Raw genomic sequence first — 12,610 nt, forward strand, 5'->3', positions numbered from 1 at the left:
GCGTCTTTTAGACCGCGATGCGCCAGCAAGTATTTGAGCAATCAACTACTCTATAATGGAGAGTTTGATCCTGGCTCAGGACGAACGCTGGCGGCATGCCTAATACATGCAAGTCGAGCGGAACCTTGGGAGCTTGCTCCCTTGGTTCAGCGGCGGACGGGTGAGTAACACGTGGGCAACCTGCCCTGCAGATCGGGATAACTCCGGGAAACCGGTGCTAATACCGAATAGTTTGCGGCCTCTCCTGAGGCTGCACGGAAAGACGGTTTCGGCTGTCACTGCAGGATGGGCCCGCGGCGCATTAGCTAGTTGGTGGGGTAATGGCCCACCAAGGCGACGATGCGTAGCCGACCTGAGAGGGTGATCGGCCACACTGGGACTGAGACACGGCCCAGACTCCTACGGGAGGCAGCAGTAGGGAATCTTCCGCAATGGACGCAAGTCTGACGGAGCAATGCCGCGTGAGTGACGAAGGTTTTCGGATCGTAAAACTCTGTTGTGAGGGAAGAACAAGTACCAACTAACTACTGGTACCTTGACGGTACCTCACCAGAAAGCCACGGCTAACTACGTGCCAGCAGCCGCGGTAATACGTAGGTGGCAAGCGTTGTCCGGAATTATTGGGCGTAAAGCGCGCGCAGGCGGTCCCTTAAGTCTGATGTGAAAGCCCACGGCTCAACCGTGGAGGGTCATTGGAAACTGGGGGACTTGAGTGCAGAAGAGGAAAGTGGAATTCCATGTGTAGCGGTGAAATGCGTAGAGATGTGGAGGAACACCAGTGGCGAAGGCGACTTTCTGGTCTGTAACTGACGCTGAGGCGCGAAAGCGTGGGGAGCAAACAGGATTAGATACCCTGGTAGTCCACGCCGTAAACGATGAGTGCTAAGTGTTAGGGGGTTTCCGCCCCTTAGTGCTGCAGCTAACGCATTAAGCACTCCGCCTGGGGAGTACGCCGCAAGGCTGAAACTCAAAGGAATTGACGGGGCCCGCACAAGCGGTGGAGCATGTGGTTTAATTCGAAGCAACGCGAAGAACCTTACCAGGTCTTGACATCCCGCTGACCGCCTAGGAGACTAGGCTTTCCCTTCGGGGACAGCGGTGACAGGTGGTGCATGGTTGTCGTCAGCTCGTGTCGTGAGATGTTGGGTTAAGTCCCGCAACGAGCGCAACCCTTGATCTTAGTTGCCAGCATTCAGTTGGGCACTCTAAGGTGACTGCCGGTGACAAACCGGAGGAAGGTGGGGATGACGTCAAATCATCATGCCCCTTATGACCTGGGCTACACACGTGCTACAATGGACGGTACAAAGGGTAGCCAACCCGCGAGGGGGAGCCAATCCCAGAAAACCGTTCTCAGTTCGGATTGCAGGCTGCAACTCGCCTGCATGAAGCCGGAATCGCTAGTAATCGTGGATCAGCATGCCACGGTGAATACGTTCCCGGGCCTTGTACACACCGCCCGTCACACCACGAGAGTTTGTAACACCCGAAGTCGGTGAGGTAACCATTCGTGGAGCCAGCCGCCGAAGGTGGGACGGATGATTGGGGTGAAGTCGTAACAAGGTAGCCGTATCGGAAGGTGCGGCTGGATCACCTCCTTTCTAAGGATATTATCGGAAGCCAGACCTGCGGGTTTGGCGTTGACGTTTTGCGTTCAGTTTTGAAGGTTCACCTGCAGGCGATGCCTGGTGGCGTGACTTTCAACACTTGTTCTTTGAAAACTGGATAAAACGACATTGAAACAAAACGAAACAAGCGATTCATGAAGTGACACGATCACCAATCGGTGATCAACTTTTTAACAGAACCAACTTGGTTAAGTTAGGAAGGGCGCACGGTGGATGCCTTGGCACTAGGAGCCGAAGAAGGACGGCACTAACACCGATATGCTCCGGGGAGCTGTAAGTGAGCTTTGATCCGGAGATTTCCGAATGGGGAAACCCGCTGCCTGTAATGGGGCAGTATCCATGTGTGAATTCATAACACATGCGAAGGCACACCCAGGGAACTGAAACATCTAAGTACCTGGAGGAAGAGAAAGCAAATGCGATTCCCTGAGTAGCGGCGAGCGAAACGGGAACAGCCCAAACCAAGAGGCTTGCCTCTTGGGGTTGTAGGACACTCTATACGGAGTTACAAAAGAACGCGTTAGGCGAAGCGACCTGGAACGGTCCGCGATACCGGGTAACAGCCCCGTAGCCGAAAGTGTGTTCCCTCCAGAGTGGATCCTGAGTACGGCGGAACACGTGAAATTCCGTCGGAATCCGGGAGGACCATCTCCCAAGGCTAAATACTCCCTAGTGACCGATAGTGAACCAGTACCGTGAGGGAAAGGTGAAAAGCACCCCGGAAGGGGAGTGAAATAGATCCTGAAACCGTGTGCCTACAAGTAGTCAGAGCCCGTTAATGGGTGATGGCGTGCCTTTTGTAGAATGAACCGGCGAGTTACGATTGCATGCAAGGTTAAGGTGAGAAGCCGGAGCCGCAGCGAAAGCGAGTCTGAACAGGGCGACAGAGTATGCAGTTGTAGACCCGAAACCAGGTGATCTACCCATGTCCAGGGTGAAGGTAAGGTAACACTTACTGGAGGCCCGAACCCACGCACGTTGAAAAGTGCGGGGATGAGGTGTGGGTAGCGGAGAAATTCCAATCGAACCTGGAGATAGCTGGTTCTCTCCGAAATAGCTTTAGGGCTAGCCTCAATCTTTTAGAATCCTGGAGGTAGAGCACTGTTTGGACTAGGGGCCCATCCCGGGTTACCGAATTCAGACAAACTCCGAATGCCAGTGATTTATGATTGGGAGTCAGACTGCGAGTGATAAGATCCGTAGTCAAGAGGGAAACAGCCCAGACCACCAGCTAAGGTCCCCAAATATCCGTTAAGTGGAAAAGGATGTGGCGTTGCTTAGACAACCAGGATGTTGGCTTAGAAGCAGCCATCATTTAAAGAGTGCGTAATAGCTCACTGGTCGAGTGACACTGCGCCGAAAATGTACCGGGGCTAAACGGATTACCGAAGCTGTGGATGGATCTCGCAAGAGATCCGTGGTAGGAGAGCGTTCTAAGGGCGTCGAAGCGGAACCGGAAGGATTCGTGGAGCGCTTAGAAGTGAGAATGCCGGTATGAGTAACGAAAGACGGGTGAGAATCCCGTCCACCGAATGCCCAAGGTTTCCTGAGGAAGGCTCGTCCGCTCAGGGTCAGTCGGGACCTAAGTCGAGGCCGATAGGCGTAGACGATGGACAACAGGTTGATATTCCTGTACCACCTCCCCGCCGTTTGAGCAATGGGGGACGCAGAAGGATAAGGTGAGCGCGCCGTTGGTTGTGCGCGTCCAAGCAGTGAGGCGTGGAATGAGGCAAATCCCATTCCTGATACGTTGAGCTGTGATGGCAAGGGGCATTGCGCCCTGGAGTCCCTGATTTCACACTGCCAAGAAAAGCCTCTAGCGAGGCGGGAGGTGCCCGTACCGCAAACCGACACAGGTAGGCGAGAAGAGAATTCTAAGGTGAGCGAGTGAACTCTCGTTAAGGAACTCGGCAAAATGACCCCGTAACTTCGGGAGAAGGGGTGCTCTGGTAGGGTGTTACAGCCCGAGAGAGCCGCAGTGAATAGGCCCAGGCGACTGTTTAGCAAAAACACAGGTCTCTGCAAAACCGTAAGGTGACGTATAGGGGCTGACGCCTGCCCGGTGCTGGAAGGTTAAGGGAGTGCGTAGCGCAAGCGAAGGTGCGAACCGAAGCCCCAGTAAACGGCGGCCGTAACTATAACGGTCCTAAGGTAGCGAAATTCCTTGTCGGGTAAGTTCCGACCCGCACGAAAGGCGTAACGATCTGGGCACTGTCTCAACGAGAGACTCGGTGAAATTATAGTACCTGTGAAGATGCAGGTTACCCGCGACAGGACGGAAAGACCCCGTGGAGCTTTACTGTAGCCTGATATTGAATTTTGGTGCAACTTGTACAGGATAGGTAGGAGCCAATGAACCCGGAGCGCCAGCTTCGGTGGAGGCGTCGGTGGGATACTACCCTGGTTGTATTGAACTTTAACCCGCACCCCTGATCGGGGTGGGAGACAGTGTCAGGCGGGCAGTTTGACTGGGGCGGTCGCCTCCTAAAGAGTAACGGAGGCGCCCAAAGGTTCCCTCAGAATGGTTGGAAATCATTCGCAGAGTGTAAAGGCAGAAGGGAGCTTGACTGCGAGACGTACAGGTCGAGCAGGGTCGAAAGACGGGCTTAGTGATCCGGTGGTTCCGCATGGAAGGGCCATCGCTCAACGGATAAAAGCTACCCCGGGGATAACAGGCTTATCTCCCCCAAGAGTCCACATCGACGGGGAGGTTTGGCACCTCGATGTCGGCTCATCGCATCCTGGGGCTGTAGTCGGTCCCAAGGGTTGGGCTGTTCGCCCATTAAAGCGGTACGCGAGCTGGGTTCAGAACGTCGTGAGACAGTTCGGTCCCTATCCGTCGCGGGCGCAGGAAATTTGAGAGGAGCTGTCCTTAGTACGAGAGGACCGGGATGGACACACCGCTGGTGTACCAGTTGTTCCGCCAGGGGCATCGCTGGGTAGCTATGTGTGGCCGGGATAAGTGCTGAAAGCATCTAAGCACGAAGCCCCCCTCAAGATGAGATTTCCCATTGCGCAAGCAAGTAAGATCCCTCAAAGACGATGAGGTAGATAGGTTCGAGGTGGAAGCGTGGCGACACGTGCAGCTGACGAATACTAATCGATCGAGGACTTAACCAAAACACCACTTTCAGGAACGCAATTGTTTCGCACGCTGTTTCAATGTCTGTTGTATCCAGTTTTGAGGGCGCAAGCACTCAAAAAAAGTAGTCCAGTGACGATGGCAAAGAGGCCACACCCGTTCCCATCCCGAACACGGCAGTTAAGCTCTTTTGCGCCGATGGTAGTTGGGGGTTTCCCCCTGTGAGAGTAGGACGTCGCTGGGCTATTCTATGTTTTATTTTTGTTCCGAGATTCTTTTGCCTTGCTTCCATAGCTCAGTAGGTAGAGTGCTTCCATGGTAAGGAAGAGGTCACCGGTTCGAATCCGGTTGGGAGCTTTTATTTTTAAAATGAAGTTTCTGTTTATGGATTGCATGTTTTTATCAAGGCCCCTTGGTCAAGCGGTTAAGACACCGCCCTTTCACGGCGGTAACACGGGTTCGAATCCCGTAGGGGTCACCATTTCGGAGGATTAGCTCAGCTGGGAGAGCATCTGCCTTACAAGCAGAGGGTCGGCGGTTCGATCCCGTCATCCTCCACCATGTATTTTAGAATTTCATATCGGTGGGGTAGCGAAGTGGCTAAACGCGGCGGACTGTAAATCCGCTCCTTCGGGTTCGGCAGTTCGAATCTGCCCCCCACCACCAGTTTTAATTTAGCATTGGGGTATAGCCAAGCGGTAAGGCAACGGGTTTTGATCCCGTCATGCCCTGGTTCGAATCCAGGTACCCCAGCCATTTTTTATGAGCCATTAGCTCAGTTGGTAGAGCATCTGACTTTTAATCAGAGGGTCGAAGGTTCGAATCCTTCATGGCTCATCTTTAATTTCCTTGCGCCTGTTCAGCGCGGGGCCTTAGCTCAGCTGGGAGAGCGCGTCGCTGGCAGTGACGAGGTCAGGGGTTCGAGCCCCCTAGGCTCCATTGTTCCATGTGTATTTGTACTATCCATGTGTAAAAATCCCGTATCCATTCAATTGGATACGGGATTTTTTTAATTTCTGACTTATTCTAATGGCGGACGGAATAGGACGTTGTATTCTTGCTATTCGAGGATGTGCGCTGTCCATCCGACGATCCGTGCTACACTGAAGGTCAGTGTAGAAAGTTCAGGCGGCATTTTATTGGAAGAGAGTGTTGAAAGCCTCCATTCGTTTGAGCTGTTTCCACTGCCTACGGTGGCGACTTATTTTCTCTGCAAAGATATGGGTGAGCTTGAAAAAGAGTTTTTGGAAAGGATTCAAGCCGTTTATTTTAGATAGGAGGAAATAGAATGATTATTGAACAACCGGGAGTGCGTCTGCGTTTATTGAAGCGAGAGGATTTTGAAGCATTATGGGCTTTGTATACACCTGAGATTTTCGAACATATGCTGACGAAAGTGGTGACATTCGAGCAATTTTCGGCTTGGCTGGAAGCGGGGCTGAACGAGTCGAATGTGCTACTGTTCGCAGTTGAACAACCGGATACTGGCAGAGTAGTTGGGACGACGCGGATTTACGGAATCGATGAAAAGAATAAAAGCTGTGAAATCGGCTCCACGTTTTATGCGGAAGAAATGCATGGCAGCGGTTTGAACAGCCGTGTGAAATACGCGCTGCTTGCTTATTGTTTTGAAGAGCGCGAAATGATTCGGGTGCAATTCAAGACAGATACAGAAAATATCCGTTCGCAAAAAGCGCTCGAAGCCATAGGGGCAGTGAAGGAAGGGATTCTGCGCAATGAACGCATTCGTTCGACCGGCAAGGCGAGGGATGCGGCAGTCTACTCAATTATTGACCGGGAATGGCCGCGGGTGAAAGAATTGTTGAAAGAAAGAATGAATAAAAATACGTAATCTTGTACGGTTGAGCCATGTAGTTGTTAGCGGTTACAATAGGTTTAACTTCACAAGGGGGTATAAAAACATGAATAAATTAAATGTATCAATTATTGGTGTGCCGATGGACCACGGACAAACTCGTCGCGGGGTTGATATGGGGCCAAGCGCCATCCGTTATGCGGGTGTAGTGGATCGTATTGAAAATCTTGGGCACACCGTCAAGGATGAAGGGGATATCCAAGTCGGCCATGCGGACGGAAAAGTCGATACGGATACGAATCTGCGGAATATGATGGTCATCACGGAAGCAATGGAAAAACTGGGTGAAAAAGTACATGCAGTGACTGAAACAGGGAACTTCCCATTGGTGCTTGGCGGGGATCACAGTATCGCAATCGGTACGCTTGCCGGCATTTCACCAAATCACGAAAATTTGGGTGTCATCTGGTACGATGCGCATGCGGATATGAATACGAGCGATACTTCACCGTCAGGTAATATCCACGGCATGCCACTTGCAGCAAGCTTCGGCCATGGCCATGAGAAATTGACGCAGATCCGCGGATTTGCACCGAAAGTGAAACCTGAAAACATTGTAATCATCGGTGCTCGTTCTGTCGACCCGGGCGAACGCGAATTGATCCGCGAACGCGGCATCAAAGTTTACAGCATGCATGAAATCGACAAGATGGGAATGGACTTTGTCATTGAAGATTCAATCCGCTACTTGAAAGAAGAACGCAAAACGGACGGTGTCCATTTGTCACTGGACCTTGATGGCATCGATCCTTTGTATACACCGGGTGTCGGCACTCCGGTCCCAGGCGGCATCAGCTACCGGGAAAGCCATTTGGCGATGGAAATGCTGCATGACGCGGGCATCATCACATCCGCTGAATTTGTCGAAGTCAACCCGATTTTGGATGAGAAGAATCGCACAGCAGACGTGGCAGTGGCCCTTATCGGTTCGTTGCTCGGCGAAAAATTACTTTAAAACAGGCGAAAGCCTGTTTTTTTATTTTGTCTGAATAAAATTCTGTGAGATATGAAACGGACGATTAGTCTTTTGAATGAAAATTAGATGGATTTATTTGGGTAAAATTTGATACGATAGATAAAGAGAAAATAAATGAAACCTTTCAGTCGATCAGTCGTATATAAAACATAGCCGCATAGGCGGAGGGAAATGAGATCATGGATGCGTTAGTGAACAAGAGAATAGCACAAGTCATCAAAGGCGACCAGAACGCATTCGCAGAGATTGTGGAATTGTACCAGCACCGGCTGTATCAAATTTGCTACCGCATGCTTGGCAATAAGCACGAAGCCGAAGATATCGCTCAGGAAGCTTTTATGCGTGCTTATGTCAATATTCATACATTCGATCAAAACAGGAAATTCTCCACGTGGCTATACCGAATAGCTACAAATTTATGTATCGACCGGATCAGAAAGAAAAAGCCGGATTATCATCTTGATGCGGAAGTGCGTGGGGCGGAAGGCTTGGATATGTACTCGAGCATTGCCAATGACGACCAGCTTCCCGAGGACGAATTGGTGAAGATGGAAGTCCAGGAGCGGGTGCAATACGAAATCAGCCGTTTGCCGGATAAATACCGGGCAGCTATAGTATTGAAGTATATTGAAGAATTGCCGTTGGCCGAGATCAGCGAAATTCTGGATTTGCCGCTCGGGACTGTGAAAACACGTATACACCGCGGGCGAGAAGCTTTGCGGAAGCAATTAAGCAATTTGTAGGAGGCGAGCAGGATGAAGACGTGTCCGGATTACATCGTCCAGTATATGAACGATTATTTAGACGGTGATCTTGAACCATCCAAAGAACGGGTGTTGAAAGAAAATCTGGCGACCTGCCAAGATTGTCAGAAGACTTATCACGAATTGACCAAGACCGTAGCATTCGTTCAGAGTGCATCCCATATAGAGGCACCGAAAGGCTTTGTGGAAGCCACCATGCAGAAGTTGCCGAAACAGAAACAGCGGTCAGGTGCACAGCGCTGGTTCAAGCAGCATCCACTGTTGACTGCTGCGGCCATCTTTTTTGTACTGATGGGCACTGTTTTGTTCTCGGATTTTAATAATGATCAGCAATTTTCATTTACCAAACAGCCGAACGTTATTGTTGAAGGAAATACGGTAATCGTTCCGGAAGGCGAAGTGGTGATCGGGGATATTAAAGTGAGAAACGGCAATCTCCGTGTCGACGGCGAACTTCATGGCGATGTGACCGTGGTGAATGGTCAATACATGGCTTCGGGTGGAGTAATAACCGGTGAAGTTGAAGAAATTGACCAGATTTTCGGGTGGCTATGGTATACCATTAAAAATGCCTTTAAAGATGCTGGATCCATTTTCAGCAATGAAGGCGCAATGATCCAAGAGTAAAACCTGTCCCCCTGGGGCAGGTTTTTTGTGTGGCCGGCAATCCTACGGCTGTTGTCGCTTTTCTATAAAGGCAAGGGAGCGGTGATTATGCTATACTTATTTCATGCAGATGTAGAAAAGCGAGGGTTGCAGATGCCGTTTCTGGAGAATTTTACTAACTTAACACCACTCGAACTTATTATCAATATTGCTGATATTTTATTAGTTTGGTTCGTTTTATATAAATTGATAACGATTATTAAAGGCACCAAAGCGGTTCAATTATTAAAAGGGATCTTTGTCATCATTATTGCGCAATTGATCACGCAGGCATTGAATCTGCAAACACTTGGCTGGATTATGCAAGAAGTGCTCAATTGGGGTTTCCTTGCCATTATCATCATTTTCCAGCCGGAACTCAGGCGAGCGCTTGAGCAATTGGGCCGCGGGAAACTGTTTTCCAGCAGCACATTAAATGAAGAATCGGAACGCAACCGACTGATTGAGGCAATGACAAAATCGGTCAGTTATATGGCTAAGCGGCGCATTGGCGCGCTTATATCCATAGAGCGTGAAACCGGATTGAGTGAGTATATCGAAACGGGAATTCCTTTAAACTCTGACATAACGTCAGAGTTGATGATAAACCTCTTTATCCCCAACACCCCTCTTCACGATGGAGCTGTTATTGTCCAAAAAAACAGAGTGGCGGCAGCGGCATGCTATCTTCCGTTATCGGAAAGTCCGTTCATTTCCAAGGAGTTGGGAACGCGCCACCGTGCAGCACTTGGGATCAGTGAAGTGACCGACGCCATCACAATTGTTGTGTCAGAAGAAACGGGCGCCATCAGTTTGACGGCAAATGGGGATCTTCACCGCAATCTGTCATTGGAAGACTTTGAAGTGAAACTCCGCCGAATTTGGTTCGGCGAACAACAGCAGAACCAAACTTCTTCCTGGTGGAACTGGAGGGGAAATAAGAATGGATAAAATGATGGACAACCCCTGGTTTTTGAGGATTACTGCATTATTGCTAGCCCTTCTTATGTTCTTTACCGTGAAAGCGGAAGAGGAAAACAACAATTCAGCGGCCAGCAATACGATGACTGAAATCATCGAAGATGTGCCCCTTGAAGTTTATTATGACGATACGAGTTTGATGGTCAGCGGAGTGCCGGCAACGGTCGATGTTCACCTTACGGGACCCAACAGCGCGGTCCAGGCAACACAGCAAATCAAAGATTTCACCGTTTTTGTGGACTTGCGCAATTTGCCTCTTGGAGAGCACCGAATCCGTGTGCAAACGGAGAACGTTTCCGAGCAATTGGGAGTCCGGATCGATCCGACTTTTCTGAATGTCATGATCGAGGAACGGGTAACCCAGGAATTTAAAATTGATGCCGAGCTGAATGAGCGCTTGATTGCGGAAGGCTTTGTGCTGGAAAGCATAACGGCGGATCCCGATATAGTGACCGTGAGCGGACCGAAAAGCGTCATCGACTCCATCAGTTTTGTAAAAGCGACGGTGACGGAAGAGCCGGGGATGAACGCTTCCGTGACAAGAGAGGCGAGAGTCCGAGTGCTGGCCAATGATCTCACCAAACTTGAAAATGTGACGATCTCACCGGAAGTGGTGGAAGTTGAAGCTGTGATTGAAGAATACAGCAAAGAAGTTCCGATATCACTGACACAAACCGGAACCGCGCGTGAAGGCATTACAGTGGATGAAATTGAAACGACGATCGACACCGTCAAAATTTCAGGCCCGCGGAATATCGTCGACGCGATCGAGGAATATGACGTGGAAGTGAATATCAGTGGGGTTTCATTAACTGATACGGCGATTGAAGTCGACCTTGCCGCTCCGGAAGGAACGAGTTCGGTAGAGCCGGGAAGCATTATCGTCGATGCGGAAATCACCGTGGATGAAACCGTGCTGCTTCCCGAAAACATCAATTATACGGATGATGATGATATGCGAATCTTTGATAACCTGGCATTAGAGGTCAGAGGAATGGAAGCGGGCAATAATGCCGATTTCCTCGATCCTGCAGATGGCATGGTGGCATTGATCGCATACGGAACAGAAGAATTGTTGAAAAGTTTGAGTTTGGAAGATTTTGTGGTATATGTAGATGCAGCAGGAAAATTTGGACAACAAAATCTGGAGATTGCAGTAGAGGGACCGGAAGAAGCTGAATGGCTGATTTCGCCTGTCGATGCGACCGTTAATATAAGATAGCCATTATCATCCGATAACTGTATTGGATTTAAGGAGAGATTTATAGAATGGGAAAATATTTTGGTACGGATGGAGTTCGCGGAGTTGCGAATAGCGAATTGACACCGGAACTTGCATTTAGATTGGGACGCTTCGGTGGATATGTCTTAACGAAAAGCTCGAAAGACAAGCCGAAAGTGTTGATCGGCCGTGACACGCGAATTTCAGGAGAAATGCTCGAAGGTGCTTTGGCTGCCGGCTTATTGAGTGTCGGAGCGGAAGTGATGCGTCTTGGCGTCATCAGCACACCTGGTGTTTCCTATTTGACGCGAGTGATGAGTGCGGAAGCGGGCGTCATGATTTCAGCTTCGCATAATCCGGTTGAGGACAACGGCATTAAATTTTTCGGTTCGGATGGCTATAAACTTTCGGATGAACAGGAAGCGGAAATCGAAGCTTTGCTGGACATGGAAGAAGATCAATTGCCGCGACCGACGGGCAGCGATCTTGGGGCCATCACGAGTTATTTTGAAGGCGGACAAAAATACATCCAGTATTTGAAACAGACCGTAGATGAAGAATTCGATGGTATTCACGTGGCACTTGATTGTGCGCACGGCGCAACTTCAACGTTGGCAACGCATGTGTTTGCTGATCTTGATGCCGATATCACGTCGATGGGTGCATCGCCAAACGGTTTGAATATCAATGACCACGTGGGTTCTACCCATCCGCAGAAGCTTGCGGAACTCGTGGTCGAGAAACATGCGGATATCGGGCTGGCATTTGATGGCGACGGCGACCGGTTGATAGCAGTGGATGAAAAAGGGCATATCGTCGATGGCGACCAGATCATGTTTATTTGCGCCAAGCATTTAAAAAATGAAGGCCGTCTGAATCACGACACGGTCGTTTCAACCGTTATGAGCAACATGGGCTTTTATAAAGCACTTGAAGCGAATGGCATGACGAGTGTTAAAACAGCAGTAGGCGACCGTTATGTGGTGGAAGAAATGAGAAAGAATGGCTATAATCTTGGCGGCGAACAGTCAGGCCATATCATTTTCCTCGATTACAATACGACGGGCGACGGGTTATTGTCGGGCCTTCAATTGGTGAATATCATGAAGATCACCGGCAAGAAATTATCTGAGCTGGCTGCAGAAATGACGATTTTCCCGCAAAAGCTTGTAAACATCCGTGTAACGGATAAGCATGCGGTGACGGATAATGCAAAAGTCGCTTCCGAAATTGAAGAAGTGGAAAACGAGATGAACGGCAACGGCCGTGTGCTGGTGCGTCCATCCGGTACAGAACCCTTGGTGCGCGTGATGGTGGAAGCAGCTTCCAAAGAAGACTGCGAAAATTATGTTGAACGCATCGCAGAAGTGGTTCGTGCAGAAATGGGTATGAGCTGAATCTAATAAGAAATTGTCCGCGAATTAGTACGTTCGCGG

7 protein-coding genes, 7 tRNA genes and 3 rRNA genes are annotated in these 12,610 nt (G+C 49.8%); all 17 read left to right on the plus strand.

The genetic code is table 11. The annotated features are described in order from the left end of the window. The first annotated feature begins 52 nt into the window (after window positions 1–52). The 17 genes from DHX103_RS08545 to glmM all read left to right on the plus strand — a co-directional run bounded on the left by DHX103_RS08545 (window position 53) and on the right by glmM (window position 12,571). Window positions 53–1,601 (plus strand): 16S ribosomal RNA (locus DHX103_RS08545). A gap of 213 nt (window positions 1,602–1,814) precedes the next feature. Continuing rightward, window positions 1,815–4,748: ribosomal RNA gene (locus DHX103_RS08550) — 23S ribosomal RNA — on the plus strand. Window positions 4,749–4,838: 90 nt separating this feature from the next. Further along, window positions 4,839–4,954: ribosomal RNA gene (gene rrf, locus DHX103_RS08555) — 5S ribosomal RNA — on the plus strand. The 16S, 23S and 5S rRNA genes sit together here with 7 tRNA genes alongside, the layout of an rRNA operon. A gap of 40 nt (window positions 4,955–4,994) precedes the next feature. After that, window positions 4,995–5,067, plus strand: a tRNA-Thr gene (locus DHX103_RS08560). 49 nt (window positions 5,068–5,116) lie between these two features. Then, window positions 5,117–5,191, plus strand: a tRNA-Glu gene (locus DHX103_RS08565). A 4-nt stretch (window positions 5,192–5,195) separates the two neighbouring features. Continuing rightward, window positions 5,196–5,271: transfer RNA gene (locus tag DHX103_RS08570), tRNA-Val, on the plus strand. A gap of 21 nt (window positions 5,272–5,292) precedes the next feature. Beyond that, window positions 5,293–5,376 (plus strand) — tRNA-Tyr (locus DHX103_RS08575). A 15-nt stretch (window positions 5,377–5,391) separates the two neighbouring features. Further along, window positions 5,392–5,466, plus strand: a tRNA-Gln gene (locus DHX103_RS08580). Window positions 5,467–5,474: 8 nt separating this feature from the next. Then, a tRNA-Lys gene (locus DHX103_RS08585) sits at window positions 5,475–5,547 on the plus strand. Window positions 5,548–5,576: 29 nt separating this feature from the next. Continuing rightward, window positions 5,577–5,649 (plus strand) — tRNA-Ala (locus DHX103_RS08590). 349 nt (window positions 5,650–5,998) lie between these two features. Further along, window positions 5,999–6,562 carry a GNAT family N-acetyltransferase gene (locus DHX103_RS08595; protein ID WP_422121879.1) on the plus strand — a complete coding sequence of 188 codons (564 nt, stop codon included), beginning with the start codon at window positions 5,999–6,001 and terminating at the stop codon, window positions 6,560–6,562. A 70-nt stretch (window positions 6,563–6,632) separates the two neighbouring features. Beyond that, window positions 6,633–7,541 carry an arginase gene (gene rocF, locus DHX103_RS08600; protein WP_422121880.1) on the plus strand — a complete coding sequence of 303 codons (909 nt, stop codon included), beginning with the start codon at window positions 6,633–6,635 and terminating at the stop codon, window positions 7,539–7,541. A 200-nt stretch (window positions 7,542–7,741) separates the two neighbouring features. Further along, window positions 7,742–8,305, plus strand: a complete 564-nt coding sequence (gene sigW, locus DHX103_RS08605; RefSeq protein ID WP_422121881.1) for an RNA polymerase sigma factor SigW — start codon at window positions 7,742–7,744, stop codon at window positions 8,303–8,305. Window positions 8,306–8,317: 12 nt separating this feature from the next. Continuing rightward, window positions 8,318–8,953 carry an anti-sigma factor gene (locus DHX103_RS08610; protein WP_422121882.1) on the plus strand — a complete coding sequence of 212 codons (636 nt, stop codon included), beginning with the start codon at window positions 8,318–8,320 and terminating at the stop codon, window positions 8,951–8,953. Window positions 8,954–9,085: 132 nt separating this feature from the next. After that, entirely contained in the window at window positions 9,086–9,922 is an 837-nt protein-coding gene (gene cdaA / locus DHX103_RS08615; protein ID WP_422124743.1) for a diadenylate cyclase CdaA, read from the plus strand. After that, entirely contained in the window at window positions 9,915–11,174 is a 1,260-nt protein-coding gene (locus tag DHX103_RS08620; protein ID WP_422121883.1) for a YbbR-like domain-containing protein, read from the plus strand. The genes cdaA and DHX103_RS08620 overlap by 8 nt, the downstream gene beginning before the upstream one ends. 47 nt (window positions 11,175–11,221) lie before the next feature. Continuing rightward, window positions 11,222–12,571, plus strand: coding sequence for a phosphoglucosamine mutase (gene glmM, locus DHX103_RS08625; protein ID WP_422121884.1), 1,350 nt, complete (start codon window positions 11,222–11,224; stop codon window positions 12,569–12,571). Window positions 12,572–12,610 lie beyond the last annotated feature (39 nt).

It is taken from the genome of Planococcus daihaiensis, assembly GCF_049262615.1.
GTDB lineage: Bacteria > Bacillota > Bacilli > Bacillales_A > Planococcaceae > Planococcus.

What these genes read in the sequence shown, in the direction of transcription:
- DHX103_RS08595 (WP_422121879.1), top strand. Translation starts at nt 5,999, where the DNA reads ATGATTATTGAACAACCGGGAGTGCGTCTGCGTTTATTGAAGCGAGAG.
- rocF (WP_422121880.1), top strand. Translation starts at nt 6,633, where the DNA reads ATGAATAAATTAAATGTATCAATTATTGGTGTGCCGATGGACCACGGA.
- sigW (WP_422121881.1), top strand. Translation starts at nt 7,742, where the DNA reads ATGGATGCGTTAGTGAACAAGAGAATAGCACAAGTCATCAAAGGCGAC.
- DHX103_RS08610 (WP_422121882.1), top strand. Translation starts at nt 8,318, where the DNA reads ATGAAGACGTGTCCGGATTACATCGTCCAGTATATGAACGATTATTTA.
- cdaA (WP_422124743.1), top strand. Translation starts at nt 9,086, where the DNA reads ATGCCGTTTCTGGAGAATTTTACTAACTTAACACCACTCGAACTTATT.
- DHX103_RS08620 (WP_422121883.1), top strand. Translation starts at nt 9,915, where the DNA reads ATGGATAAAATGATGGACAACCCCTGGTTTTTGAGGATTACTGCATTA.
- glmM (WP_422121884.1), top strand. Translation starts at nt 11,222, where the DNA reads ATGGGAAAATATTTTGGTACGGATGGAGTTCGCGGAGTTGCGAATAGC.